The 25,789-nt window shown below is 72.7% G+C and carries 21 protein-coding genes; 11 read left to right on the top strand and 10 right to left on the bottom strand.

Annotation, left to right across the window (positions count from 1 at the left end; genetic code table 11):
• Positions 1–65 precede the first annotated feature (65 nt).
• On the top strand, positions 66–1,262 hold the full coding sequence (locus tag IE241_RS11640; protein WP_190021856.1) for a MarP family serine protease: 1,197 nt from the start codon (positions 66–68) through the stop codon (positions 1,260–1,262).
• A gap of 53 nt (positions 1,263–1,315) precedes the next feature.
• Here the strand turns inward: IE241_RS11640 and IE241_RS11635 are convergent, their stop codons facing one another.
• From IE241_RS11635 to IE241_RS11625, 3 genes are all read right to left on the bottom strand, one after another.
• Positions 1,316–2,194, bottom strand: coding sequence for an HNH endonuclease family protein (locus tag IE241_RS11635; protein WP_190021641.1), 879 nt, complete (start codon positions 2,192–2,194; stop codon positions 1,316–1,318).
• A 175-nt stretch (positions 2,195–2,369) separates the two neighbouring features.
• The gene (locus tag IE241_RS11630; protein ID WP_308433671.1) at positions 2,370–3,473 is read right to left on the bottom strand and encodes a helix-turn-helix domain-containing protein; all 1,104 of its coding nucleotides are present in this window, start codon (positions 3,471–3,473) and stop codon (positions 2,370–2,372) included.
• Positions 3,474–3,739: 266 nt separating this feature from the next.
• The gene (locus tag IE241_RS11625) at positions 3,740–5,791 is read right to left on the bottom strand and encodes an MDR family MFS transporter (protein ID WP_190021639.1); all 2,052 of its coding nucleotides are present in this window, start codon (positions 5,789–5,791) and stop codon (positions 3,740–3,742) included.
• Between the two features lie 157 nt (positions 5,792–5,948).
• Here IE241_RS11625 and IE241_RS11620 point away from each other — a divergent pair, with 157 nt between their 5' ends.
• From IE241_RS11620 to IE241_RS11605, 4 genes are all read left to right on the top strand, one after another.
• Positions 5,949–7,283 (top strand): energy-coupling factor ABC transporter permease, encoded by a 1,335-nt coding sequence (locus IE241_RS11620; protein WP_190021638.1) that lies wholly within the window; start codon positions 5,949–5,951, stop codon positions 7,281–7,283.
• A 2-nt stretch (positions 7,284–7,285) separates the two neighbouring features.
• The gene (gene cbiQ / locus IE241_RS11615; protein WP_190021637.1) at positions 7,286–8,077 is read left to right on the top strand and encodes a cobalt ECF transporter T component CbiQ; all 792 of its coding nucleotides are present in this window, start codon (positions 7,286–7,288) and stop codon (positions 8,075–8,077) included.
• A gap of 50 nt (positions 8,078–8,127) precedes the next feature.
• Positions 8,128–8,952 (top strand): energy-coupling factor ABC transporter ATP-binding protein, encoded by an 825-nt coding sequence (locus IE241_RS11610; RefSeq protein WP_190021636.1) that lies wholly within the window; start codon positions 8,128–8,130, stop codon positions 8,950–8,952.
• A 91-nt stretch (positions 8,953–9,043) separates the two neighbouring features.
• Positions 9,044–10,225 (top strand): serine hydrolase domain-containing protein, encoded by a 1,182-nt coding sequence (locus IE241_RS11605; protein WP_190021855.1) that lies wholly within the window; start codon positions 9,044–9,046, stop codon positions 10,223–10,225.
• Positions 10,226–11,070: 845 nt separating this feature from the next.
• On the opposite strand, the gene IE241_RS11600 is transcribed toward IE241_RS11605, so the two are convergent.
• The 3 genes from IE241_RS11600 to IE241_RS11590 form a co-directional block, all read right to left on the bottom strand.
• Entirely contained in the window at positions 11,071–11,304 is a 234-nt protein-coding gene (locus IE241_RS11600) for a hypothetical protein (protein ID WP_190021635.1), read from the bottom strand.
• A 334-nt stretch (positions 11,305–11,638) separates the two neighbouring features.
• Complete coding sequence (locus tag IE241_RS11595; protein WP_190021634.1) at positions 11,639–12,892, bottom strand: helix-turn-helix domain-containing protein; 1,254 nt, start codon at positions 12,890–12,892, stop codon at positions 11,639–11,641.
• A 133-nt stretch (positions 12,893–13,025) separates the two neighbouring features.
• The gene (locus IE241_RS11590; RefSeq protein ID WP_190021633.1) at positions 13,026–13,445 is read right to left on the bottom strand and encodes a nuclear transport factor 2 family protein; all 420 of its coding nucleotides are present in this window, start codon (positions 13,443–13,445) and stop codon (positions 13,026–13,028) included.
• A 51-nt stretch (positions 13,446–13,496) separates the two neighbouring features.
• Between IE241_RS11590 and IE241_RS11585 the strand changes: the two genes are divergently transcribed.
• On the top strand, positions 13,497–14,318 hold the full coding sequence (locus IE241_RS11585) for an SDR family NAD(P)-dependent oxidoreductase (protein ID WP_229899137.1): 822 nt from the start codon (positions 13,497–13,499) through the stop codon (positions 14,316–14,318).
• A 29-nt stretch (positions 14,319–14,347) separates the two neighbouring features.
• On the opposite strand, the gene IE241_RS11580 is transcribed toward IE241_RS11585, so the two are convergent.
• From IE241_RS11580 to IE241_RS11565, 4 genes are all read right to left on the bottom strand, one after another.
• Entirely contained in the window at positions 14,348–15,199 is an 852-nt protein-coding gene (locus IE241_RS11580; RefSeq protein ID WP_190021632.1) for an EamA family transporter, read from the bottom strand.
• 93 nt (positions 15,200–15,292) lie between these two features.
• On the bottom strand, positions 15,293–16,684 hold the full coding sequence (locus IE241_RS11575; RefSeq protein WP_190021631.1) for an acyltransferase family protein: 1,392 nt from the start codon (positions 16,682–16,684) through the stop codon (positions 15,293–15,295).
• A gap of 123 nt (positions 16,685–16,807) precedes the next feature.
• Positions 16,808–18,433, bottom strand: a complete 1,626-nt coding sequence (locus IE241_RS11570) for a penicillin-binding transpeptidase domain-containing protein (protein WP_190021630.1) — start codon at positions 18,431–18,433, stop codon at positions 16,808–16,810.
• 180 nt (positions 18,434–18,613) lie between these two features.
• Entirely contained in the window at positions 18,614–20,425 is a 1,812-nt protein-coding gene (locus tag IE241_RS11565) for a dolichyl-phosphate-mannose--protein mannosyltransferase (protein ID WP_190021629.1), read from the bottom strand.
• A gap of 102 nt (positions 20,426–20,527) precedes the next feature.
• Here IE241_RS11565 and rsmI point away from each other — a divergent pair, with 102 nt between their 5' ends.
• The 5 genes from rsmI to rsmA all read left to right on the top strand — a co-directional run bounded on the left by rsmI (position 20,528) and on the right by rsmA (position 25,645).
• On the top strand, positions 20,528–21,406 hold the full coding sequence (gene rsmI / locus IE241_RS11560) for a 16S rRNA (cytidine(1402)-2'-O)-methyltransferase (protein ID WP_190021628.1): 879 nt from the start codon (positions 20,528–20,530) through the stop codon (positions 21,404–21,406).
• Between the two features lie 162 nt (positions 21,407–21,568).
• Positions 21,569–22,063, top strand: a complete 495-nt coding sequence (locus tag IE241_RS11555) for a hypothetical protein (protein ID WP_190021627.1) — start codon at positions 21,569–21,571, stop codon at positions 22,061–22,063.
• A 31-nt stretch (positions 22,064–22,094) separates the two neighbouring features.
• Positions 22,095–23,069: a TatD family hydrolase gene (locus IE241_RS11550; RefSeq protein ID WP_190021626.1), complete on the top strand. Its 975-nt coding sequence runs from the start codon at positions 22,095–22,097 to the stop codon at positions 23,067–23,069.
• A gap of 111 nt (positions 23,070–23,180) precedes the next feature.
• Positions 23,181–24,770, top strand: coding sequence for a resuscitation-promoting factor (locus tag IE241_RS11545; protein ID WP_190021625.1), 1,590 nt, complete (start codon positions 23,181–23,183; stop codon positions 24,768–24,770).
• Positions 24,767–25,645, top strand: a complete 879-nt coding sequence (gene rsmA, locus IE241_RS11540; RefSeq protein ID WP_190021624.1) for a 16S rRNA (adenine(1518)-N(6)/adenine(1519)-N(6))-dimethyltransferase RsmA — start codon at positions 24,767–24,769, stop codon at positions 25,643–25,645. The genes IE241_RS11545 and rsmA overlap by 4 nt, the downstream gene beginning before the upstream one ends.
• Positions 25,646–25,789 lie beyond the last annotated feature (144 nt).

The raw sequence follows: 25,789 nt of genomic DNA, 5'->3' as shown, positions 1-25,789 counted from the left end.
CAAGTCCACGGGTCAACCGACCCGTGGGCGCGTTCGGGGGCGCGCGCGAAGGAAAGGGCTCCGTGTTGAACCTGCTCGATCTGCTGCTGTTGCTCGTCGTCCTCGGCTACGCCGTCTCCGGCTTCCGCCGCGGCCTGGTCGCCAGCGTCGTGCTGCTCGCCGGTTTCCTCGGCGGAGCCGTCCTCGGTGTGTGGGTGCTGCCGTTCGCCCTGGAGCCCTTCGAGGCGGGGACCGCCACCGCCGCGGTCGTCGCCGTCCTGGTCGTCCTCGTCCCGGCCGCGATCGGCCACGCCCTGGCCGCCCGCCTGGCCTACGGCCTGCGCCGTCGCCTGACGTGGGCCCCGGTCCGCGGCATCGACGGCGTCGGCGGCGCCGTCGTGAACTCCCTGGCCGTGCTGCTCGTCGGCTGGGTGGCCGCGAGCGTGCTCGCCTCGGCGAATTCGCCGCTGCTCACCCGGCAGATCAGGGAGTCGGCGCTGCTGGGCGCCGTCCAGAAGGCGATGCCCGAGCAGGCGCCGACGTGGTTCAGCCGCACCACGGACGCCCTGAACGGCGCGGGCTTCCCGCAGGTCTTCAACCCCTTCGAGAACGAGCCGGCGACGAGCGTCCCCAGGCCGTCGGGCGACGCCGTCACCCCCGCCGCGACCAGGGCGGCCAAGGAGAGCGTGGTCAAGGTCGAGGGCGTCGCCGACACCGGCGAGGGCCGCCGCGGCCAGGAGGGCAGCGGCTTCGTCTACGCCGCGCAGCACGTGATGACGAACGCCCACGTCGTGGCCGGGGTGAACAGCCCGACCGTACGCGTCGGCGGCGTCGGCAAGGCGTACAAGGCGAAGGTCGTCCTCTTCGACCCGAGGACGGATGTCGCCGTCCTGGACGTGCCGGGCCTGAAGGCCCCCGTGCTGCCGTTCGACAAGTCGGCCAAGCGCGGGGACACGGCGATCGTCGCCGGCTTCCCGCAGAACGGCGGGCTCGACATCCGGGCGGCCACGGTCGCCAACGAGCTCCGCGCCAAGGGCCAGGACATCTACGGCGACGGCGTGACCACCCGGCAGGTGTACTCCGTACGGTCCACGATCCGCCCGGGCAACTCCGGCGGACCGCTCCTGACCCCGGCCGGCCGGGTCTACGGCGTGGTCTTCGCCCGCTCCACGGCGGACGCGGAGACGGGCTACGTCCTCACGGCGGCCCAGGTCGCGGACGCCGCCGAGCGTGCGGCCACGGCGACGGCGCCGGTGACCACGGGGAGCCGGGCGGCGCTGTAGCGCCCCGGCGGGGGAGCGGCGCCGCCCGGCCCCGGGTCACGCCCGGCCCCGGGTCACTTCTTGCAGCCGGCCAGCACCTGCTGCAGCTTGGCCTTCTCCTTCCGGGTGACGGACAGCCCGTAGTAGTCCTTCACCCCGATCCACGCCTGGCTGTAGAGGCACTCGGCGCCGGCCACCGGCATCCACTTGTCGGGTCCCTTGTCGCCCTTGCGCCGGTTGGCCCAGGTGGACACCGCGATCAGCTGCGGCGAGGCGGTCAGGTCGTTGGCGAACTCCTGCCGCTTCTTGGCCGTCCAGGTGCGCGCACCGGACCCCCACGCGTGCCGCAGCGGCACGATGTGGTCGATGTCGACGTGCACCGGGTCGCCCATGTCCCTGTTGTCGTACTCGCTGTGCCACCGCCCGCCGACGACCTTGCACCGGCCGTCGAGGGTCGCCGGGACGACGGACTGGAACTTGAGGGCGATCTGCCGGGTGGTGCACCGGTCGACGCCGTGCCGGACCCAGCAGACGGAGCCGAAGTGACTGCGGTGATAGCCCTTGCTGCTGAAGGCCTTGACGTCGAGTTCGCCCAGCATGCGCACGGCCTCTTTGCGGTCCGGCAGGTTCCGGGGCCACTTCAGCGGCAGGCCGCGGCGGTGCGTGGGCGTGGGCGTGTGCGTGGTCGTGGTTGTGGTCGTGGGCGTGGTCGCCGGGTGCCCGGTGTTGGGGGGCCGCGTGTAGATGTCCCCCTCGTCCGCGGCCGGCCCCTCGCACTCGTTCTCGTCGAAGTCCAGCGGGGCCCGGTGCTGGTGCCGGCCGGCCTGCTGCGCGGCCTGCGGTGTGGCGGGTTCCGGCGGGGGCGTGGCCCGGGCCGCGGTCCCGGGGAGCGCTGCCGGGAGGACGGCGGCGGCGATGGCGAAGGCGATTCCCAGACGTCTGTACCGGCGCATGACGCATCTCCTCAGACTCTGCTGTGCGGTGCTGTGCTCTGCGGTGCTGTGGATGCCGAGGTGGTCGTCATGAGGAATTGACCAAGTGCGGGTCAAATGTGCGTATATTCTGATTAATTCACCTGTCTGGGCAGGGGAGTTTCACTCGTACGGAATGCGCGGAAGGCTTGCACTTTCACGCCGCGATCTCCGCCATCAGCATCTGCAGCGTGCCGCACCACTTGTCCTGCGGCAGAGCCTCCAGCGCCGCCCGGGCGCAGGCCACCCCGCCCTCGCGGTCGCCCGCGCGGACGAGAGTGAGGCCCTTGTGCAGTTCCAGGTGCGTGGCGAAGCGCGGCAGGCGTTCGGGCAGTTCGCGCAGCGCCGCCTCCCGCGCCTCCGTGGCCTGCTTCTCGTCGCCCAGCCGCGCGGACAGCAGCGACAGGAAGCCGTTCATGCGCCAGGAGGGAATGCTGTAGTCGCTGAGCTGCGCCGACGGGTCGTACGCGGCGTCGAAGATCCGCCGTCCCCGGTCGGCCAGCCGCAGGGCCGTCGCCCGGTCGCCGCGCAGGGCCGCCGCGTACGCCTTGCCGAGCGTGGCGTGCAGCAGGCCCACGGACGGCTTGCCGGTGAGGGCCAGGGCCTGGTCGGCCAGGAGTTCGGCGAGGCCCGTGGACGTGCCGCCGTAGCCGAGGGTGAGGGCGCCCCGGCCGCGGACCCAGACCCGTACGCCGGTGTCGCCCGAGCGGTCCGCCGCGTCGGCGGCCATCCGGAACCACATGACGGTCTTCGCGCACTCCTGCCGCGAGAAGGTCGTGGCGTACACCGTCATCAGCCGGGCGGCCACCGACCACATCCGCGGGTCGTCGAGCTGCTGCTGGACGACGACCAGGTCCTCGGCGACCCGGCGCTGGAGATCGGCGGCGGGCGAGGACATGTAGTCGGTGCCGTAGGCGGTGAGCCGGCCCTCCCACTCCCCGGCCGAGGGGCCGCCGCGCAGGCGGGCGGCGAAGCCCGTGCTCAGGAGGTCGGAGGCGACGGCCGGGGCGAGCGCGGCCGCCGCGGCACCGTCCGCCGGGCCGCCGCCCGCCAGCGCGGCCGCCGGCACGTCGAGCACCCGGGCGAGGGCGCGCAGGTAGAACGGCCCGGGCCGGACCTTGCCCCGCTCCCAGCCGCTCACGTACTCCCGGGCCAGCGCGGTGCCGAACGCGTCGTTGATCTCCGCCGCGAGCCGCCCCTGGCTCCATCCGCGCGCCTTGCGCAGCTCCCTGACCAGTTCTCCGATCTCCACGGGAGCCATCTTGCCCCTAGGAATGCCACTAGTGGAGGCCCGGCTTCCGTACGAGGCTGGGGACCGGCCGCTCGGGCCGCGACGTGCCACGGGGGTGCACGCCGACGCCCGGCGCGCGCACGGTCACGCGTGCGCACACGGACCGGACACCTGCCCTGCACCAGGTGTTCCGAGGGGGGTGGCCCCGGGAGGGGGGAAATTCTCCCGGGGCCACTGACTCACCCTTCGGGCTCACGCGCCTGACTCACCCTTCGGGCTCACGCGCCCTGTACGGCCTACACGGTGATCCGCTCCTGCCCCTCCTCCTCCGCCGCCTCCGCCTCCTCCAGCAGCCGCTCCGCCATCGCGTCCAGGGCGCGGTCGAGCCGGGCGCGGTCCTCGGGGTCGCCGACGTCCCAGTCGTCCAGGCGGGCGGCCAGCCACGCGCGCCACGTCGTGCCCAGCCGTTCGATCTCCGCCTCGCCCGCGGGCGTCAGCGAGAGCCGGTCGCCGTCCACGCGCGCGTACCCGGCCTCCGCCGTGCGCGCGAAGGCCGGCTGCAGCACCTCCGGCGGCATCCGGTGCGCCGCCGCCACCGACGACAGCGCCGCCTCGCCGCGCACGCACAGCCGCCAGTGGATCTGGCTCAGCGTCCACGCCTCGGCCGGGCCGAGCGGGCTGCCCGACTCCGCCAGCACCTGGCGGCTCACCGGCCCTTTGGCCTTGCGCATGACGCCCGCGACCGCCCGCTCCAGCTGCCGCTCGGCCTCCGCGGAGTCCGGCGCCGCGAAGCCCTCGCCCATGTCGGAGGCGCCGGCCCGCGCGCTGTCGCGCAGCGGCACCTCCTTGAGGAACCACGCGGCGACGAAGCCCGCCAGCGCCACCGGCACCACCCACAGGAAGACGTAGTTCACGGTCTGCGCGTACGCGTCGACGACCGGCCGCGCCTGCTCCGGCGGCAGCGCGGCCAGCCCCTGCGGGCTGATCACGGCGGACGGCGGCACGCCGGGCGAGCGGGACAGCGCCTCCGTCAGATTGGGCTTCAGCCGGTTGCTGTAGAGCGTGCCGAAGATGGCCGTGCCGAAGGAGCTGCCGAGCGTGCGGAAGAAGGTGACGCCCGAGGTGGCCGTGCCCAGTTCGTGGTATGGGACGGTGTTCTGCACGGCGATCGTCAGCACCTGCATGGCCAGCCCGATGCCCACGCCCAGCACGAACATGTACAGCGACTCCAGCCACGCCCCCGTCGACGCCCCCATCGTCGACATCAGGTACAGCCCCAGCGCCATCACCGCCATGCCCGCCACGGGGAACATCCGGTAGCGGCCGGTGCGGCTGACGACGATGCCCGAGAGCATGGACGCGCCCAGCAGCCCGGCGACCATCGGCAGCGCCCGCACGCCCGACATCGTGGCCGACACCCCGTCCACGTACTGCAGGTACGTCGGCAGGTACGTCAGCGCGCCCAGCATCGCGAAGCCCACGATGAAGCTGAGGAGCGAGCAGACGGTGAAGACGGGGTTGCGGAACAGATGCATGGGGAGCATCGGTTCCTTCGCCCGCAGCTCCACCAGGACGAAGCCGGTCAGGAGGACGACCGCGCCCGCGAACAGGCCGACGACGACCGCCGAGCTCCACGCGTACGTGTTGCCGCCCCACTCCAGGCCGAGGACCAGCGCGGAGGAGCCGGCGGCCACCAGGGCGATGCCCAGGTAGTCGATGACGGGGCGGACGGCCGAGCGGACCACCGGGATCGTGCGGGCCGCCATGACGACCATCACGATCGCCACGGGCACGTTGACGTAGAAGCACCACCGCCACGTCGCGTGGTCGGTGAAGACGCCGCCCAGGGTCGGGCCGACGACCGTCGTCACGCCGAAGACCGCGCCCAGCGCGCCCTGGTACTTGCCGCGCTCGCGCAGCGGGATGACGTCCGCGATCAGCGCCATGGCGGTGACCATCAGACCGCCGCCGCCGACGCCCTGCAGGGCGCGCGCGGCGATCAGCATCAGCATGGAGTCGGCGACACCCGCGAAGACCGATCCGGCGGTGAAGACGACGGCGCTGAGCTGGAAGACGACCTTCCGGCCGAAGAGGTCGCCGAACTTGCCGACCAGGACGGTCGAGACGGTCTCGGCGAGCAGGTACGCCGTGACCACCCACGCCATGTGCCCGCCGCCGCCCAGGTCCGCGACGATCGTCGGCAGCGCGGTCGAGACGATCGTCTGGTCGAGGGCCGCGAGCAGCATGCCGAGCACGATCGTGACGAAGACCAGGTTCGTGCGGCGGCGACTGAGCGGCGGCGGGGCGGCCGCGGGGACGTCCGCCGGGGGCGCGGGGGCCGTGGTCATACTGCCCAGCATTCGGGCAGGGGGCCGGGGCCGCCACCGGGGCGGCGCGCGGGTGAGCGAGGGGCGCGCAGGAGCGCTGCACAAGCTCTTGCGAGAGATTCGCAGAGAGCCCCTATCATCGAGCGGTTCCGGCCACGGTGGTAGAGGGAGTGACGTCATGCACGTACCCGACGGATTCATCGACGCGCCCGTCTCGGCCGCCACCGCCGTGGTGGCCGCGGGCGCCGTCGCCGTGAGCCTGCGCGGCGCACGGCGCGAACTGGACGACAAGGCCGCGCCGCTGGCGGGCCTGGTCGCGGCGTTCATCTTCGCCGTCCAGATGCTGAACTTCCCGGTGGCGGCGGGCACGAGCGGGCACCTGCTGGGCGGGGCGCTCGCCGCGATCCTCGTCGGGCCGTACACGGGGGTGCTCTGCATATCCGTCGTCCTGCTCATGCAGGGCGTGCTCTTCGCCGACGGCGGGCTGTCGGCGCTCGGCGTCAACATCAGCGACATGGGCGTCGTCACGACGGTCGTGGCGTACGCGGTGTTCCGGGGCCTGGTGAGGCTGCTGCCACGGGGGCGCGCGAGCCTGACCGCGGCTTCCTTCGCCGCGGCCCTGGTCTCCGTCCCGGCCGCGGCCGCCGCGTTCACTTTGATCTACGCGGTGGGCGGCACGACGGACGTCCCGGTCGGGAAGGTCTTCACGGCGATGGTGGGCGTCCACGTCCTCATCGGCCTGGGCGAGGCGGCGATCACGGCCCTGACGGTCAGCGCGGTGGCGGCCGTCCGCCCGGACCTGATCCACGCGGCGCGGGACGTTTTCCGTCCCCTGGAACTGCGCACGGCGCCGCCGACCGAGCCGGCGGGCCCGGCGACTTCCCTCCGCCGCGGCGGTGACCAGCCCCAGCGGCGCAGCCCGGCGGTGCCGGACGCCGCGGCCGGGCCTGCGGGCTCGGGGGCACCCGCGGTGCCGGGAAGCCCGGCAACCTCCCTCCGCCGCGACGGCGATCAGCCTCAGCGGCGCAGCCCGGCGGTGCCGGACGGCCGCGAGGAGGCCGGGCACCGCCGGTCAGGCGGTGAGGGGCCGGCCGCCGTCGCGGCGGATTCGGTGGCCAAAGCCGGCATGGAGCCTGCGGGCGCGGACGCTCCCGAGGCACCGGACAACGCCGGGCCCGCGGCAACGCCCCGCTCCGCGCGTCGCCTGTGGCTCGTCGGGCTCGGTGTCGCGCTCGTCTGTGCCGGTGGGGTCAGCTACTACGCCTCCACCAGCCCCGACGGCCTGGAGAAGGTCGCGCACGACAAGGGCATCGACAGCAAGGCCGAGGAGCACGCCGCCAAGGGTTCGCCCCTCGCCGACTACCAGGTCAAGGACGTCGCCGACGAGCGCATCTCCGGCGGCCTCGCCGGAGTGATCGGCGTCGGCGCGACCCTGGCCGTCGGCACCGCCGTCTTCGTGGTCGTGCGGCGCCGCCGCGCCGCCCCGGCCGCCCCGTCCGCCGAGGGCGCCTGAGCATGGGCGCCGGCCACGCGCACAAGCTCTACCGGCACGCGCACTCCCCCGTTCACACCCTCCCCCCGCACTGCAAGATCGCAGCCGTCCTCGCGTTCGTCCTGACGGTCGTCGCGACACCGCGCGAGGCCGTATGGGCCTTCGGCCTGTACGCCCTGCTCGTCGCCGCCGCGGCGGTCGCGGCCCGGATCCCGGCCGGCTTCCTCCTCCGCCGGCTGCTGATCGAGATCCCGTTCGTGGCGTTCGCGCTGCTGATGCCGTTCGTCGTCCCGGGCGAGAAGACGCACGTCCTCGGGCTGTCGCTCAGCGAGCCCGGCCTCTGGGGCGCCTGGAACGTCCTCGCCAAGGGCACGCTGGGCGTCGCCGCATCCGTCCTGCTCGCCTCGACGACGGAGCTCCGCTCGCTCCTCCTCGGCCTGCAGCGCCTGCGCATGCCCCCGCTGCTCGTCCAGATCGCCTCCTTCATGATCCGCTACGGGGACGTGGTCACCGACGAGATGCGCCGTATGCGCATCGCCCGCGAATCGCGCGGCGTCACGGCGCGCGGCGTGCGCCACTGGGGCGTCCTGGCCAGGTCCGCGGGCGCGCTCTTCATCCGCTCCTACGAGCGCGGGGAGCGGGTCCACCTGGCGATGGTCAGCCGGGGGTACGCGGGAACGATGCCGGTGCTCGACGACGCCGCGGCGAGTCGTACGCAGTGGGCGTACGCGGCGGCGCTTCCGCTGGCCGCGCTCGCGGTCTTGCTGGCGGCGTGGGTGGTGACGGGCGGCCTGCCGTGGGCCGCCGGAAGCTGACCCCGGCCCCCACCCCTGCTCGCCGTACGCCCCGACCGGAAGGACCTCCCATGACCGACGCCCCGTCCTCCCCGCCCGCTACACCCTCCCCGCCCTCCCCGCCCTCCCTGGAGGTGTCGGGTCTGGCCTACGCCTACCCCGACGGCCACCAGGCCCTCTTCGGTGTCGACCTGGAGGTCGCCCGCGGCGAGCGCGTCGCGCTGCTCGGCCCGAACGGCGCCGGCAAGACCACCCTCGTCCTCCACCTCAACGGCATCCTCGGCGGAGGCCTGGGCGGCGTCCGGGTCGCCGGCCTGCCGGTTGAGAAGCGGAACCTCGCCGAGATCCGCCGCCGGGTCGGCATCGTCTTCCAGGACCCCGACGACCAGCTGTTCATGCCGACCGTCCGCGAGGACGTCGCGTTCGGCCCCGCCGCGGCGGGCCTGCGCGGCGCGGAGCTGGAGGCGTGCGTGGAGAAGGCGCTGGCGCAGGTCGGCATGGCCGGCTTCGCGGACCGCCCGCCGCACCACCTCTCCTTCGGCCAGCGGCGGCGCGTGGCCGTGGCGACGGTCCTGGCGATGGAGCCGGAGATCCTCGTCCTGGACGAGCCGTCGTCCAACCTCGACCCGGCCTCGCGCCGCGAGCTCGCGGACGTCCTGCGCTCCCTGGACGTGACGGTCCTGATGGTCACCCACGACCTCCCGTACGCGCTGGAGCTCTGCGAGCGGTCCGTCGTCCTCAGCGGGGGCGTCATCGCGGCGGACGGTCCGACCCGCGACCTCCTGTGTGACGAGGACCTCATGCGCGCGCACCGCCTGGAGCTGCCGTTCGGCTTCGACCCGCGCACGGCACGGCCGGTGCGGCCTGACGGGGCCGCCCGCGGCGCCGGAAGGTGAGGGGGTCCCTCCACCCCGGTCTACGCGCATTGACCGCGACGTTGCACCATGGTGGAGGAATTTGCAGCAATCGGCACAGGAGCAGGCAACAGTGGTGGACGTCCAGGGCACGGTGACGGACGGTTTCGAACCGGTCCGGGACGCCTTCGCGGAGAACTTCGCCCGGCGCGGCGAGCGGGGTGCGGCCGTCGCCGTCTACCGCGACGGGCGCAAGGTCGTCGACCTGTGGGGCGGCGTCCGCGACGCCGACGGCGGCGAGGAGCCGTGGCGGCACGGCACCGCGCAGATCGTCCGCTCCGCCACGAAGGGTGTGGCCGCGGCGGTCCTGCTGCTCCTGCACCAGCGCGGACAGGTGGACCTGGACGCGCCCGTCGGCACGTACTGGCCCGAGTTCAAGGCGGCCGGCAAGGAGCGGGTCCTCGTCCGGCACCTGCTGTCGCACCGCGCCGGCCTGCCCGCGCTCGACGTGCCCCTCACCCCGGCGCAGGCCGTCGACGGCGTCAGCGGCCCGGTGGCGCTGGCAGCCCAGGCCCCGGCGTGGGAGCCCGGCACGGCGCACGGCTACCACGCGCAGACGTACAGCTGGCTGCTCGCCGAGCTGATCGAGCGCATCACCGGGCGCTCGATAGGCCGCTGGATCGCCCAGGAGGTGGCCGGGCCGCTGGGCCTGGACCTGTGGGTGGGCCTGCCGGAGTCCGAGCGGCAGGCGGGCCGGGTCGGGCGCATCGCGGACATCGAGGCGCCGGCGGCCCCGTCCTCGGCGGGGCTGCGGGTACGCCCGAAGCAGTCCGTCACGGACGCCTACAACGACCCGGAGTCCCTGACGCGGCGGGCCTTCGCGGCGATCTCCCCGGCGGCGGACGAGAACGACCCGGCGTACCGAGCCGCCGAACTGCCCGCCTCGGCGGGCATCGCGACCGCGGACGCGCTCGCCCGCTTCTACGCCTCCCTGATCGGGGACGTGGACGGCGTACGCCGCCTCTTCGCCCCGGCGACGCTGACGCTGGCCCGCACGGAGGAGTCGGCGGGCCCGGACCGCGTCCTCGTCGTGAACACCCGCTTCGGCCTGGGCTACATGCTCCACGGCCCGTCCTCGCCGCTCCTGGCCCCGGGCTCCTTCGGCCACCCGGGCCGCGGGGGCTCACTGGCGTTCGCGGACCCGGAGTCGGGCGTCTCCTTCGGCTACGTCACGAACGGCATGCAGAAGAACGTCACGGCGGACCCCAGGGCCCAGGTGCTGGTGCGAGCTCTCTCGAAGTCTCTCGCCCTTTAAAGTCCCTGGCCGGGTGCAACCGAGCCCCGCCCGTGTGCCTCGCAGTGAGGGCGCGGACGGGGCAAGGCGTGGCTGCCTATGGCTGGTTCTTGCTCTCTTCCCGCACGCAGTCGAGACAGACCCATCCCTTACGAGCCACGAGCCGAGTCCGTTCCTTCGGGTGCTTACCGCACCACTCAGAAGGTCCGGACCGGTCGGGGAGATCACGCTTGATCAGCATGCCGATCCGGACCCGGTTGCTCAGTGGCTCGTCCGGGAACGGGGTGTCAGTCATCAGTCATCGTCGCCTTCCTGCGTGTCCGGCTCCGGCTCCGACGCGGTGACGATCTCCTCTTCGAACACGTCGTACCCGTTGACTTCATCCTTGCCACCCATGGTGAGACTCCATTCGTCGGGTATCACGGGAACCCACCCGGTCGCTGACCTCATGCGCCCATCACTGGAGCGACCGGGCGGGAGTCTGTGTCGGGCTCGCCTCGCGGGTGCGCGGACGGCGGGGTAAGTCGTGGTGGGTCACTTCTTCTTGGCGGCCTTCTCCGCGGCGCGCCGTTCCGCGCGGGCTTCCCGGACCGTCCGGGGTGCCACCAGCCCCGGGCATGCGCCGTCAGCATCGGCGGGATGCTGATCGGTCACGCGTCCACCTTCGATCCGTGCGTGGTCTTGAAGTGTCGCGTGATCCGGGCGCGCACCACGAGCAACCCGATCTCGTCGTTGCTGTTTTGGGCTTCCCGAAGGTCAGTGCTCAAGGCAATGCACTCACGGCAGGGAGGCGGGTCGGCGGGGCCGGGCGAGGCCATCCACAGTCCGGCGCAGTGCGGAAGGGCGAGCCCCCACAGAGGTGGGCATCAGTCCACTCTCCGCGGACTGAGCCCGAGCGCCTTGCGCTCCTCATTGGTCGCGATACGCAATCGGTCCATGCTGCGGGCCGTCCACCGGCCGCCGCTCCCGTCAACCGGTGCGATCGGGTAGCCGTCCTCCGTACGCGCCTGCATCACGCCCATACGGCCGGTGTCCCTGTCCACGACCAGAGCGCCGGCGCGGTAGCCGGTCCACAGCGCCGCCCCCGGCTTCCGCGTCACGAGTGCCCCCGGTGCTGACAGCCGATCGACACGGCAGGCAGCAGCGGCGAGAAGGGGTGCATACCAGCGGCCGCGTCGGCAAGCGTCCTCCGCCGCGCCCTATCAGTGTCAGTACGCCTTACGTCGCGCTGTACGGGGCGTTCAGCTCCGGTCTGCGGGTTGGTGACCACGCTGACTCCCTGAGTCCGTCGAGTAGGTCTGAACGACCGTAGGACTCAGGGAGGTTGAACGTCACGAGCGTTTCGTAGCACCTTACCGCGCCGGTGTTGGTGACCCCCACGCAGTGCACCACGAGCCTGCTCGGCAAGGGCCTAACTACTGCGGAACAAGGCGGTTAGGCCGTGACTCCCAACAGTGACATCATCCGGCGCATTTCGCCGGTCAGAGTCCTCTTGCGCTTCCGGGCAATGCTTTCCATGACATCCGTGGCGGTCCGCTGGTGCCGAAGCCATTCGCCGTTCGCGTACTCAATGGCAGTCAACCTCTCCATTGCGCTCTCGTGGTCTCCGGTTTTTGAATAAGCGGTTGCCACGGTTAGGCGGTGCCGGTTCCATTCCTTGTCGGTTTCAGGGACGCTGAGAGCCTTCATCGACCTGTCGGACAAGGGTGCCCGCCCTGTCGATTCCTCGATGACGCGGTACGGATCGCCACCCTCTTTGATCAGCTCGTCTTCGAGCCCCTTCATTGCGGCAACCTTGAGATCAAATCGGCCGTACCTGTGCCGCGCGTCAGCGGACTTTGTTCCGAGCGCAGAGGCGGCAGAGGCGGCAATGCGTCGGGCACCAGTTGCGTGATCTTCCCGGTTGTTCCGCACGGCTGCGGCTGCGGCTTGGAGTGCCAGCCAGCCCCAGACTGCCAGACGCTCAGGGGAGGCCTTCGAAATGCGGGGCTCGATGTGGTCCGCCGTCTCGACGGCCAGGTTTTCCGCATCATCGAAACGGCCTTGCCGCAGCAGTAGCCATGACATGATGACGATTGCGTACGCTGCCGTGTTTGTATCGTTCACCTCTTGCGCGTCACGGATGGAGCCGGACAAGGCGTGGTAGGCAAGGTCGTATTGCCGAACCTGAGTCAGGTACCGGCCGCCCAGCAAGTATGCCTCGGCGCGCGCTGAAAGCGCCTTTTCGTGCTCCCCGCCGTGATCGTAGTAGGACACGGCCGAATTGGCATCGCTGATGATCTGCGGCAGTGTAGTCGCCACAGAACCGAATCTATCCGAGTCGTAGGCTGCCGAGCCTCGGCGTACCAAATCAAGGAGAGCCTCCAGGTCCGGCTCTTGCTCGGGAGTCTCGGTCACCGGGGCCGCGAGGCCGATAGCGGGCGTCAGGGAATTCCGCAATTCAACGAGTCCGACCTTCGTGGGGTCCTCTTCGCGGACGGGAGCGGGGGTGTCGGACGCCATCAGCTGTGACGTCTTTACATGCAAGGCGCGGGCGAGCAGATGCAGAGTCTCGATGCGGACGTTTCCGCCCTGCTCCAGTTTGGCCACTGTGGATGGCGCGACTCCAGCGGCAAGGGCCAAGGTCTCCTGAGTGAGTCCCGCTGTGCGCCGGTGCTTCTTGACGTTCTCCCCGAGTTCTTTCGACATGCTCCCCTGCCCAGAGCCGTGGTTGATGCCTTGACGCCACGGTACGCCCGGAGTGGGGAGGCCGGGCAGCGAAGAGTCGACCGTCTCGGTACGTGCTGGTACTAGCTGGTACTAGGCGAGCGCGGGGCCGTGGCTACAACCCCGCCGCCCGCGCCACCGCCAAGCTGTCCTCGTACAGGTGGAAGCGCGTCAGCAGGCCGTCCTCCACGCTCAGCCGGAGCGCGAAGGGCGTCCGGAAGTCCTTCCCCGTGCCGCGGATCGTGGCGATGATGACGCCCGTCACCACCGCATCGCGGCCGTCCGCCAGGAGGGCGTCGACCACAGGCGAGCCTTCCGCCTGGGTGACGTTCTCGCCCAGTTCGCGGAAGTGCGCGGCGACGTCGGCGCGCGTCGAGCGGGCCCGTACCCACGGCACGACCGCCGGATCGCCGACGATCATCCAGTCGACCGTTCCGGCGAAGAGCGCGGCGGTCCGCTCCGGGTCGCCTTCCCCGAAGCGGGTGAGGAACGCCTGCACCGCGCTGCGGGTGGCGTCGGATCGATCGTGGTCCATGGCGGTCGGTCCTCTTCTCCTCGGGGCGGCGGGTGCCTACGGTATCGACCCATGCAGCCCACGCCGCCCGTGCCGCCCATCGCGCACCTGCCACGCTTCGACGGCTACGCCGCCCTCGTCACCGGCGCCGGCCGCGGCATCGGCGCCGCCACCGCGCACCGCCTCGCCGCCGAGGGCGCGCGCGTCCTCGTCACGGACATCGACGGCGAGCGTGCCGCCCGCTCCGCCGCCCGCATCCGCGAGGACGGCCTCGCCGCCGAGCCGCTGGCCTGTGACGTGGGCGACCGGGCGGCCGTCGAGAGCGCGGTGGCCCACGCCGTCGAACGGTTCGGCGGCCTGGACGTCCTGGTCAACAACGCCTACGCGTTCCACCCCGACCCCCCGCTCGTGGAGGACGTCACCGACGAGGCCTGGGCCCAGGACCTCGACATCACCCTGACCGGCGCCTTCCGTTGCGTCCGGGCGGCGATGCCGCACCTCGCCCGGGCCCCCGGCGCCCGTGGCGCGGTCGTCAGCATCGGCTCCGTCAACGGCGAGCAGGACTACGGCAACCACGCCTACAGCGCCGCCAAGGCGGGCCTTGCGGGCCTGACCCGGACGCTGGCGGGGCAGTGCGCGTCCCGCGGGGTACGCGTCAACCTCGTCGCTCCCGGCACGGTCCGCACCCACGGCTGGGACGACCGCCCCGGCGCGCTGGAGCGTGCGGCTCCGCTGTACCCGCTGGGGCGGGTCGGCGAGCCGGGGGACATCGCCGCCGCGGTCGCCTTCCTCGCCTCGCGCGACGCCGCGTGGATCACGGGCGTCACCCTCCCCGTGGACGGCGGCATCCTCATCGGCAACATCGGCCTGCAGCGGGCGTTCAAGGGGGAGTGAACCGGCCGGGATCGCGGTGCCGGGCGCCGTCACCCCGCGTGCAGCATCATCCCGATCCCCGCCACCATCAGCCCCGCCGCAGCGATCCGCGGCGCCCCGAACCGCTCCTTGAAGAACAGCGCCCCGATCGCCGCCCCCACCAGGATCGAGGACTCGCGCAGCGCCGAGATGGGCGCGAGGTCGGCGCGCGTCTGCGCCCACAGCACCAGCCCGTACGCGGACACGGACAGCACCCCGCCCACCAGCCCGCGCACCGCGAACGGCCTGATCTGCGCCACGAACGCGCCCCGCCGCGCCGCCAGCGCGTACAGCGGGATGGGCGTCCCCTCCAGGATCATCAGCCAGGCGATGTAGCCGAGGGGCGTACCGGAGGCGCGTACGCCCAGGCCGTCGACGACCGTGTACGCGGCGATGGCCAGCCCCGTCGCCGCGGCGGCGACGATGGCCGCCCACTGCGGCCGGGACCCCGAGCCCCGGATGCCCCACAGGGCGAGCCCGACCAGCCCGGCCGAGGCCACGGCCACGCCCGCCGCCTGCCAGCCGCCGGGCGTCTCCCCGGCGAAGGCGGCGGCCAGGACGGTCACGGCGAGCGGGGCGGTGCCGCGGGCGATCGGGTACATCTGCCCGAAGTCGCCGAGCGTGAACGACCGCATGAGCAGCATCTGGTAGACGACGTGCAGGACGGCGGACGCCAGCAGGTACGGCCACGCCGCCCCGTCCGGGAGCGGTACGAAGCCGGCCATCGCCAGCCCGCACGCCGCTCCGCCGCCCCCGACGAGCGTGAAGGCGAGGAGCTGGTCCTTGATGCCGTGCGCGATGGCGTTCCAGCTGGCGTGGGTGACGGCGGCTATGAGGACGGCTGCGGCGACCAAGGGGGGCATGGTCACCGACGCTAGCGCCGCGCGCGGGGCGCACGCGATGTTGCGTGCCTCACGCAGATGCGGATCCGGATGCGGATCCGGGTGCAGATCCGATCAAGACGCAGTCGCCGTCTTCGTATCCGGGCTCTTTCCCGCCCGCTCGACGAGCAGCCAGCCGGCCGCGCACATGGCGACGGTGACGGGCGCGGTGACGCGTACGGCGACGAGGACGGCGGAGTGCCCGTCCAGCAGCCCGCCGAAGCCCACCATGGACAGCCCGAGCACGCCGAAGAGGGTGAGCGTGACGCCGACGGCGGCGGCCGGTCCGGTGCCACGGCGGGCGGGGGCGACCCCCGGGGCCGGAGCGGCCGGAGCAGCCGTAGCGGCCGGAGCCGGCGGCTGCTCCGCCTTGCGGAAGACCGCGACCAGGAGCGCCGTGACGGCCGCGGCCGCCGCGATCCGCACCGGCACCTGCAGCCACCAGGCCGCGCCCGCCGGCTCCGGCAGGGGAACGCGCAGGGCCAGCAGCGCCCCGTACACGCCCAGCATCGCCGTGAGGTGCCACAGGAAGGCCGTCATCGCCACGCCGTTCGCGGCGATGACGGTGCGCCAGACGCGGGGCCGGGCCACCAGGCGGGTCATCGGGCCGCGCAGCAGCTCGACCGCGCCGATCAGCCACATGCCGTGGCAGAGCAGGGCGGCGGTGGGCGGCGCCATGTTGCTGATCTTCTCGCCCGGCATGCCGACCATGGACAGCGGGTACGGCCCGAAGGCCACGAGGCCGACCGCGCCCGCGAGCCCGGCTGCGGCGAGCGCCCACGGCACGCGGAGGCGCAGGCGCCCGTCGGCCCGCAGGAAGCCGAGCTGGTGGACGGCCAGCCAGACGAAGCCGAAGTTGAGGAACTCCACGTACGGGACGCCGGCCGCGAACCGCAGCACGTCCACGGCCGCCGCCGCGGCGGCCAGGGCGGCGAAGGCGTACCAGCCGCAGCGCTCGTGGAGGCGCAGGAGGGGCGGCGTGAAGGCCACCATGGCGAGGTAGATGCCGATGAACCACAGGGGCTGGGCGACGAGGCGCGCGGCGACGTCCGCGAGGGCTCCGCTCCGGCCGCTCAGCTGGAGGGCGAGCGCGCCCGCGCCCCATACGGCGACGAAGAGCATCGTGGGGCGCAGGAGGCGCTGGAGGCGGGCGCGCAGGAAGAGTGCGTAGGCGGGGCCGCCGGTGCGGCGCGTCAGCGAACGGTAGGAGAGGGCGTGGGAGAAGCCGCCGACGAAGAAGAACACCGGCATGATCTGCAGCACCCAGGTGAGGAGTTGCAGCCTCGGCTCGACGGCGAGCAGATTGCCGACGGCGGCGCGGCCGTCGTCGCCCACGGTCACGGCGGCCATGAGCCAGTGCCCGAGCACGACGGTCCCGAGGGAGGCCACGCGCAGCAGATCGATGACGCGGTCGCGCGCCCCGGGGGTCGCCGCGGCGAGCTCCCGTGCACTGATCTTCTGTCCCATGCGCCCACTCTCACGCGGGCCCCGGCGGCGGCACCACCGCCGGGGTACTCAGATCGCGGCTGAGTACCCCGGCGCCACGGGACGTCTTACGACGAACCCCGTCACCACGGGACACGGGACGTCTTACGACGCCCTCAGGACCGCCGCCACCACCGGGCCCGCCGAGTCGCCCCCGTGCCCGCCCTGCTGGACGTACGCCGCCGCGGCCACGTCGCCGCGGTACGCGCTGAACCAGCCGTTCGGCTTGGCCTGGCCGTCGACCTCCGCCGAGCCCGTCTTCGCGCCGATGTCGCCGCCGAGCCCGGACATGGCCCGGGCGCCCGTGCCCGACGTCGCCGTCAGCCGCATCATCGAGCGCAGCTGCTCCGCGACCGAGCCGGGCAGGGACCGGGGCGCGCGGGCGAGCTGCCGGTCGTCGAGGGACGGGTCGACGATGTAGGGCTGGTGGAAGGAGCCCGCGCGCACCGTGGCCGCCATGGAGGCCACGTTCAGCGCGGACATCTGCACCTTGCCCTGCCCGATCATCGCCGCCGCCTTGCCCGCGCCGGACTCGGCCGGCACGCTGCCGTCGAACGTGGCGACGCCCGTCTTCCACTCCAGCCCGAGCCCGAAGACGTCCCGAGCCTCCGCCGCGAGCGCCCCGTCGCCGACATCGCCCGCCAGCGAGATGAAGGCGGTGTTGCAGGAGGCCGCGAAGTCCTGCGCGAAGGTGGCGCCGGGGTTCTCGCTCTCCTCCACGTTGTGGAAGCGCATCCCGTACGTGGCGTACTTCGGACAGGGCAGCGGCTTGCCGGGCGAGGCCTTGCCCTGTTCGAGCAGCATCGCCGACGTGACGATCTTCATCGTGGAGCCGGGCGCGGTCTGGCCCATCAGCGCGGTGTTGAACTCGGTCTTCCTGGAGTTGGCGACGGCCAGGATCTCGCCCGTACCGGTCTTCACCGCGACGACGGACGCATCGGTGTGCCGCCCGACGGCGGACTCCGCCGCCCGCTGCGCACCGGCGTCGAGCGTCGTCTTGAGCGTGGCGGACTTGCCCCGCGAGACGACGTGCAGGGTCTTGGGCTCGGCGGCGGCGCCCCCGCCCTCCGGCACGGCCCGCACCTCCACCCCCGGCTCGCCGCCCGCCTTCTCCCCGAACCGCTTGCGCAGCTGCGGCAGGACGGATGCCAGCGAGGGGTAGTCCTTGGCGTCCAGCTTCGTGCCGTTCCGGTCGACGGCGGCGACCTCCGGGGGCGCGCCCGCGTCGGTCTTCAGGCTCTCGCCGTGCGCGAGCTCGGGGTGGACGACGGTGGGCTGCCAGTCGACGAGCGCGTGGCCGGTGCTGCGGCCGCGGACGACCTGGAGCGAGGAGTCGTACGTCCAGGTCGAGCGCTGCTTGCCGTAGGAGATCTCGGCGCTCACGGAGAACGGCACCTTGGCGCCCTGCGGCGTGCCCGGCTTGAGCGCCACCTTCTCGACGTGGGCGACCTCGCGGTAGCCGGTGAGGGCGGTGGTCGCCGCGCCCGCGTTGTCGGTGAGGCCCGCGGCCTTGGAGGTGTCGCCGGCCTCCCAGGCGGTGAGGAAGTCGCGCGCCGTCTTCTCGATCTCGTCCGCTGTCGGCGGCCCGGTTCTCAGGGGGGCGGGCTCCCCGTGCGCGCCTGTCGAGCCGTCACCCGCCACGGCGTCCACGAGGTTGTACGCGCCCATGCCGGCCGCTCCCACCACGGCCGCGGCCACGACGCCGATGGCGATCTTCGCACCCTTGTGCATGTGTCAGCCCCCTCCGAGCCCCCCGGGCCGCCGGGCCCCCCAGGCCCAGGCCTCGCCCCGGTTTAATCATCCGATTAAAACCTCTGCGTCGGCACTGTACGGGAAGGGTGGGGCGAGGGAGGGCGAAATGGCCGGAACTGGTCCTTCAGGGCAGGTGATGCCCCGTCGGACCGGATCGACTCAGATCCACGAGTCGAACCACATCCGGTTCCGCCACGCCTCCATCGGAATCGCATGCCCGGTGTAAATCGGCCAGAAGTAGATGAAGTTCCATGCGATCAGCAGCACCAGCGTGCCCGCACCGACCGCACCCGCCACCCGCCGCCGCTCCGAGGACCCCGGCGGCCCCAGCAGCGCGCCGATCATCATGGCCAGCGCCAGGCACAGGAACGGCAGGAACACCACCGCGTAGAAGATGAAGATGGTGCGTTCCTGCCACATGAACCAGGGCAGGTACCCGGCCGCGACCCCGCACAGCACCGCGCCCGCGCGCCAGTCGCGCCGCAGCGCCCACCGGTAGAGCAGGTACAGCACCGCGAAGCACGCCGCCCACCACAGCAGCGGGGTGCCCAGCGCGAGCACCTCGCGCGCGCACTTGTCGGTCGCGTCCGCCGGGCAGCCGTCCTGGCCGGGCTGCGGCGACTCGTAGAAGTACGAGACCGGGCGGGCCTGGACCAGCCAGCTCCACGGGTTGGACTGGTACGTGTGCGGCGAGGAGAGCGTGGTGTTGAAGTCCCACACGTCCTGCTCGTACTTCCACAGGCTGCGCAGGGGGTTGAGGACCCCGGCGAGGAAGCCGTCCGGGCTGTGGCCGCCGTCGTTCTCGGCCCAGTGCCGGTTGTAGCCGCTGTGCTGCCAGCCGTTCTTCTCGCTGTACGTGCCGCTGTTGACGAACCAGCCCGTCCACGACGCCATGTAGACGCCGATCGCCACCGGCACCGTCGACAGGAACGCCCACGGCACGTCGCGCCGCAGCGCCGAACGGAAGGGGCGGCGGGCTCCCGCCGTGCGCCGTGCGCCCGCGTCCCACAGGACGATCATCAGGCCGAACGCGGCCAGGAACACCGCGCCGTTCCACTTCGTGGCGCACGCCAGGCCCAGGAACACGCCCGCCGCGATGCGCCACGGGCGCAGGCCCGGGCGCAGGCCGTCACCGACCGCGTCGTCGGGGCGCGCCACGCCGTCCTCGCCGGCCGGCAGCGCGGCGGCCAGACGGGCCCGCGACCTGTCCCGGTCCACCAGGACGCAGCCGAACGCGGCCAGCACGAAGAACATGAGCACCGAGTCGAGCAGCGAGGTGCGGCTCATCACGAAGTGCAGGCCGTCCACGGCCATCAGGGCGCCGGCCAGACAGCCGAGGAAGGTGGAGCGGAAGAGGCGGCGGCCGATGCGGCACAGCATCAGCACGGACAGCGTGCCGAGCAGCGCCACCATGAAGCGCCAGCCGACGGGGTTCAGCCCGAAGAACCACTCGCCGAGGCCGATGACCCACTTGCCCATCGGCGGGTGCACCACGTAGCCCGGCGCGTCCGGGACGTTCGTCCAGCCCGCGATGACCTTGTCGTTGATGTCGTCCGGCCACTTCGCCTCGTAGCCGTACTTCCACAGCGCCCAGGCGTCCTTGGCGTAGTACGTCTCGTCGAATATCACCGCCTTGGGGCTGCCCAGGTGCCAGAACCGGATCAGGCCGGCGAAGAGGGCGACCAGCAGCGGGCCCGTCCAGCCCGACCGGCGCGCCAGCCGCTGCGCCGCGTCCGGCCGCAGGCCGAGCGCCGCCCACACCCGCGTCCCCGGCTCGGGAAAGGGCGGTACGAGCCGCGCCCGCACATCCGGCTGCGGCCGGGCCGCGTAGCCGAACCGACGCAGTCTGAGCTGCCACGGTGGCGGTCGCTCATCTGCCGTCTGGCCCTGCGGGGCGTGGGTAGCGGTGTCACTGGTCACCGCGCCATCGTAGGGAACGACCCTGTGGGACGGCGGATCACGCCGGGGCATGTTCCCCGGGAACGCCGAGGTCCGCTGCGGCGAGGTCCGCTGCGGCGCCGTGCTCCTCGCGGCCGGAGGCCGGGGCAACCGCGGGCCTGCGAGGATGGACGGGTGACTGGAACGCTCGTACTTGCAGGTACCCCCATCGGCGACGTCGCCGACGCGCCCCCGCGCCTCGCCGCCGAGCTCGCCGCCGCCGAGGTGATCGCCGCCGAGGACACCCGCCGGCTGCGCAGGCTGACGCAGGCGCTGGGGGTGCACACGACCGGGCGGGTGGTCTCCTACTTCGAGGGCAACGAGTCCGCCCGCACGCCCGAGCTGGTGGAGGCGCTGGCGGGCGGCGCCCGCGTGCTCCTCGTCACCGACGCCGGCATGCCGTCCGTCTCCGACCCCGGCTACCGCCTCGTCGCCGCCGCCGTGGAGCGGGACATCAAGGTCACGGCCGTCCCGGGCCCGTCCGCCGTGCTCACCGCCCTGGCCGTCTCCGGCCTCCCCGTGGACCGCTTCTGCTTCGAGGGCTTCCTGCCCCGCAAGGCGGGCGAGCGCCTGGCCCGCCTCCGCGAGGTCGCGGCCGAGCGCCGCACCCTCGTCTACTTCGAGGCCCCCCACCGCCTGGACGACACCCTGGCCGCCATGGCCGAGGCCTTCGGCCCGGACCGCCGCGCGGCCGTCTGCCGCGAGCTGACCAAGACCTACGAAGAGGTCAAGCGCGGCCACGTGAAGGATCTGGCCGCCTGGGCGGCCGAGGGCGTGCGCGGCGAGATCACCATCGTCGTGGAGGGCGCCCCCGAGCCCGGCCCGCAGGACCTGACCCCCGAGGAGCTCGTGCGCCGTGTGCGGGCGCGCGAGGAGGCCGGCGAGCGCCGTAAGGAGGCCATCGTGGCCGTAGCTGCGGAAGCAGGCCTACCCAAGCGCGAGGTATTCGATGCAGTCGTGGCGGCAAAAAATGCGCCACAGCAGGCCCCATCGCAGGGTAAAGGGATAATCTGAAAAGCAAAGCTTAGGCCTTGCAGCCTGGCACTTTGGGCAGCACGACGCCAAGTTTGCCCCAATTCGGGGGCTAGGCTGCTGCGTCTTCGCCGGGAAGGGCGTTCCCTGGTTGTGGGACGTCCGGTCCCGGAGAGACTTGTCCTCAGGACAAGAGGAGCTGCCATGAGCGAGATCGCAGGAACCTCGAACGGTGTCCACTCGATAGCCGGCCCGCAGCCGGTCCCCGAGCGCAGCACATTCGCCGCCGCACCCCCCACCGCGCTGGAGACCGAGACGGTCCACGAGTCGTACTCCTTCGCCTGCATGCGGTGCGGCCACGGCTGGGAGCAGTCGTACGAGATCAAGCACCACACGGACGCCGAGGGTCGGCCCTTCGTCATCTACTACGCGGACGGCGAGCGCGTGCCGTCCCCGCTGACCCGCCCCACCTGCGTGAACTGCGGCGAGCACGTCGTACGCATCATGCGGTCCGGCCGCGTATCCCTGATCGCGGACGTCCTGCACCGGCCCGCGCACGAGGTTCCGGCCACCCAGCAGGCCCCTGCCGGGCCGCTCCACGCCGGCGGGCCCGGGCGCCCGGACGAGCACCCCGACCGGCAGCACCACTGGCACCTCTCGGATCTCCTGCACCCCTTCCGTTCGCATCGCGGCAGCTAGTCCCTCCTCCGCCCTCCCTAGAATCTCGGGCATGGCGGCAACGACAGCATCGAACGACAGCGGCAAGTCCGGCAGCGCGCGGAGTCAGAACGACAAGAACGACAAGGACGCCCCTCCGCCGCTTCCGGCACCGCTCAATGTGCCCGTCGCCGACTCGCACACCCACCTCGACATGCTCCCCCAGCTACCGCTGGGAGGTGCCCCCACCCGTGGTGACCGCCACGACGCAGTCGCCGAAGCCCTCGCCAAGGCCGCCTCCGTCGGCGTGACGACCGTCGTCCAGGTGGGGTGCGACGTGGCCGGTTCCCGCTGGGCCGCGGAGACGGCCGCCGCGCACGACAGCGTCTGGGCCACCGTCGCCCTGCATCCGAACGAGGCGCCCCGCATCGTCCACGGCGACCCCGACGGCTGGTCCCGCCAGGGCGCCCGCCCGGCCGGCGGCGACGCCGCCCTGGACGCCGCCCTCGCCGAGATCGACACCCTCGCCGCCCTGCCGCACGTCCGCGGCGTCGGCGAGACCGGCCTCGACTTCTTCCGCACCGGCCCGGAGGGCATGGCCGCCCAGGAGTACTCCTTCCGCCGCCACATCGACATCGCCAAGCGCCACGGCAAGGCCCTGGTCATCCACGACCGCGACGCCCACGCCGACGTCCTGCGCGTACTGGACGAGGAGGGCGCGCCCGACGCCGTCGTCTTCCACTGCTACTCCGGCGACGCCGATATGGCGAAGATCTGCGCCGACAACGGCTACTACATGTCCTTCGCCGGCAACGTCACCTTCAAGAACGCCCAGCCGCTCCGCGACGCCCTCGCCGTGGCCCCCCTCGACCTGATCCTCGTCGAGACCGACGCGCCGTTCCTGACGCCCGCCCCCTATCGCGGACGGCCCAACGCCCCGTACCTCATTCCGGTCACGTTGCGCGCCATGGCGGGCTTCAAGGGCATCGGCGAGGACGCCCTGGCCACAGCCGTGGCGGCGAATACCGCGCGGGCTTTCGGCTACTGACGGTCACCCCGCTACCCCTTCCGCCGCGACACCGTGTGATGATGTGACTTTGGAGAGTGACGCTCCCTCCGCTACAGTCCCGGGCCGAAGCCCGACCCAGGGGAGCGTCACGTGACTCATGCACAGGGCAGCCCCCGCGCCGCACGCAGCGGTGCGGCGGAAGCACCGCCGTACGACCCGTATGACCCCTACAGCCCGTATGCGCCGTACGACCCGTACGACCCGCACGAGGGCCGCTACGACGTGTACGCCGCCTATGTGGCCCCCGTCGGGCCCTACCCGATATACGAACCCGTCCCCGCCGGGCCGGCCGGCGGTGCGCCTGGTGGTGGTGCCGGGGGCCCCGGCCCGTACGACCCCTTCCTGCCCGAGCCCCGCGAGGCGGCCGGCGGCGGTCACGAGCGGGCGTACGACGGGCCCCATACGACCGCGCCCCACCTGCCGCGTCAGCCCGCCACGCGGGGGCACGCCGACGGGGCGGCGGTCGACGTGGACGAGGGCGTCGCTGTGGGCGTCGCCGTGGGCACGGCGACGGATCCCGCCCCGGACGAGCTCTCCCCCGCCCCCCGCCGCTCCGGCGGCCGTGGCCGCAAGCGCCCCGGCGACCGCCCCGACGCCCTGCGCAAGCTCATCCCGCAGGCCCTCGTCGTCGCCTTCCTGGCCGGCGGCACCTCCGCCTTCGTCGCCGACGACAAGACCGTCCGCCTGAACATCGACGGCACCTCGCGCGAGCTGCACACCTTCGCCGACGACGTCGACGAGCTCCTCGCCGACGAGGGCATGTCCCTGGGCGAGCACGACGCCGTCTCGCCCGGCCACGGCCACGACCTCGCCCGCGGCGACGAGATCACCGTCCGCTACGGCCGCCCCGTCACCCTCACCCTCGACGGCGAGCACCAGCGCATGTGGACCACCGCCCGCACCGTCGACGGCGCCCTGCGCCAGCTCGGCGTGCGCGCCGAAGGCGCCTACCTGTCCGAGGCCCGGTCCGCCCCCATCAGCCGCCAGGGCCTCGACCTCAACGTGCGCACCGAGCGCACCGTCACCTTCATGGCCGACGGCCGCGAGCGCACCATCCGCACCAACGCCGCCACCGTCCACGAGGCCGTCGAGCAGGCCGGCATCACCCTCCACGACGAGGACACCACCTCCGTCAGCCCCGACAGCTTCCCCCGCGAAGGCCAGACGATCTCCGTCATGCGGATCACCGGCAGCGAGGAGGTCCGCGAGGAGCCCATCGACTTCACCACCGAGCGCCACGACGACCCCGACCTGTTCAAGGGCACCGAGGTCGTCACCCAGCGCGGCGAGAAGGGCGTGGAACGCATCACGTACGCCCTGCGCACGGTGAACGGCGTCAAGCAGAAGCCGCGTCGCGTCGCGTCCGAGACCGTGCGGGAGCCCCGCACCCAGATCGTCAAGGTCGGCACCAAGGACCGGCCCGTCTCGGTGCAGAGCTCGGACGGCCTGAACTGGGACGGGCTCGCCCAGTGCGAGGCGGGCGGCCGCCCGAACGCCGTCGATCCGTCCGGTACGTACGGAGGGCTGTACCAGTTCGACGTCCACACCTGGCACGCCCTCGGCGGCGCCGGGCGCCCCCAGGACGCGCCCGCCTCCGAGCAGACCCTGCGGGCCAAGAAGCTGTACGTCAGCCGGGGGGCGAGCCCGTGGCCCGTGTGCGGCCGTAAACTTCACGGGTGAGCTCCAGCCCCAGTACAGACGAGTCCGGCGCCCTGCTCGGCCCTGCCGACATCCGCGAGCTGGCCGCAGCCCTCGGCGTACGGCCGACGAAGCAGCGCGGCCAGAACTTCGTGATCGACGCCAACACGGTCCGGCGCATCGTCCGCACCGCCGAGGTCCGGCCCGACGACGTCGTCGTCGAGGTCGGCCCCGGCCTGGGGTCGCTGACCCTCGCCCTGCTGGAGGCGGCCGACCGGGTCGTCGCGGTGGAGATCGACGACGTGCTGGCGGCGGCGCTGCCGTCGACGATCGCGGCGCGCATGCCGGAGCGGGCGGAGCGTTTCTCGCTCGTCCACAGTGACGCGATGCAGGTGCAGGAGCTGCCGGGGCCCGCCCCCACGGCGCTCGTCGCCAACCTTCCGTACAACGTCGCCGTGCCGGTGCTGCTGCACATGCTGGACCGTTTCCCCAGCATCGAGCGCACGCTGGTGATGGTCCAGGCCGAGGTCGCCGACCGGCTTGCGGCCCGGCCCGGCAACAAGGTCTACGGCGTGCCGTCCGTGAAGGCGAACTGGTACGCGGAGGTCAAGCGGGCGGGCGCCATCGGGCGGAACGTCTTCTGGCCGGCGCCGAATGTCGACTCGGGGCTGGTGTCGCTGGTGCGCCGCGACAAGCCGATCGAGACGACGGCGAGCAAGGCCGAGGTCTTTGCTGTGGTGGACGCTGCGTTTGCACAGCGGCGCAAGACGCTGCGGGCCGCGCTGGCCGGCTGGGCCGGTTCGGCCGCGGCTGCGGAGGCGGCGCTGGTCGCGGCCGGGATCTCGCCGCAGGCGCGGGGCGAGGCGCTGACGGTGTACGAGTTCGCGGCGATCGCGGAGAACAAGCAAGCGGTGTAGCGGCGGCGGGCAGTATGGGCCACGGGCGCGCCACGGCGCGCACAAGTGGCTGAACGCCGCTCAAGTTGATGAACAGCGGATCCCCGGTCCGCGCAGTCTCAGTAACGTCTTCCACGGCGCGCCACGGTGCGCCTCCCCTCAAGG

The sequence above is a fragment of the Streptomyces hiroshimensis genome (assembly GCF_014650335.1).
Lineage (GTDB): Bacteria > Actinomycetota > Actinomycetes > Streptomycetales > Streptomycetaceae > Streptomyces > Streptomyces hiroshimensis.
This window is presented reverse-complemented; position numbering and strand designations above follow the sequence as displayed.

What these genes read in the sequence shown, in the direction of transcription:
- IE241_RS11635 (WP_190021641.1), bottom strand. Translation starts at nt 2,194, where the DNA reads ATGCGCCGGTACAGACGTCTGGGAATCGCCTTCGCCATCGCCGCCGCC.
- IE241_RS11630 (WP_308433671.1), bottom strand. Translation starts at nt 3,473, where the DNA reads ATGGCTCCCGTGGAGATCGGAGAACTGGTCAGGGAGCTGCGCAAGGCG.
- IE241_RS11625 (WP_190021639.1), bottom strand. Translation starts at nt 5,791, where the DNA reads ATGACCACGGCCCCCGCGCCCCCGGCGGACGTCCCCGCGGCCGCCCCG.
- IE241_RS11620 (WP_190021638.1), top strand. Translation starts at nt 5,949, where the DNA reads ATGCACGTACCCGACGGATTCATCGACGCGCCCGTCTCGGCCGCCACC.
- cbiQ (WP_190021637.1), top strand. Translation starts at nt 7,286, where the DNA reads ATGGGCGCCGGCCACGCGCACAAGCTCTACCGGCACGCGCACTCCCCC.
- IE241_RS11610 (WP_190021636.1), top strand. Translation starts at nt 8,128, where the DNA reads ATGACCGACGCCCCGTCCTCCCCGCCCGCTACACCCTCCCCGCCCTCC.
- IE241_RS11595 (WP_190021634.1), bottom strand. Translation starts at nt 12,892, where the DNA reads ATGTCGAAAGAACTCGGGGAGAACGTCAAGAAGCACCGGCGCACAGCG.
- IE241_RS11590 (WP_190021633.1), bottom strand. Translation starts at nt 13,445, where the DNA reads ATGGACCACGATCGATCCGACGCCACCCGCAGCGCGGTGCAGGCGTTC.
- IE241_RS11585 (WP_229899137.1), top strand. Translation starts at nt 13,497, where the DNA reads ATGCAGCCCACGCCGCCCGTGCCGCCCATCGCGCACCTGCCACGCTTC.
- IE241_RS11580 (WP_190021632.1), bottom strand. Translation starts at nt 15,199, where the DNA reads ATGCCCCCCTTGGTCGCCGCAGCCGTCCTCATAGCCGCCGTCACCCAC.
- IE241_RS11575 (WP_190021631.1), bottom strand. Translation starts at nt 16,684, where the DNA reads ATGGGACAGAAGATCAGTGCACGGGAGCTCGCCGCGGCGACCCCCGGG.
- IE241_RS11570 (WP_190021630.1), bottom strand. Translation starts at nt 18,433, where the DNA reads ATGCACAAGGGTGCGAAGATCGCCATCGGCGTCGTGGCCGCGGCCGTG.
- IE241_RS11565 (WP_190021629.1), bottom strand. Translation starts at nt 20,425, where the DNA reads ATGCCCCGGCGTGATCCGCCGTCCCACAGGGTCGTTCCCTACGATGGC.
- IE241_RS11555 (WP_190021627.1), top strand. Translation starts at nt 21,569, where the DNA reads ATGAGCGAGATCGCAGGAACCTCGAACGGTGTCCACTCGATAGCCGGC.
- IE241_RS11550 (WP_190021626.1), top strand. Translation starts at nt 22,095, where the DNA reads ATGGCGGCAACGACAGCATCGAACGACAGCGGCAAGTCCGGCAGCGCG.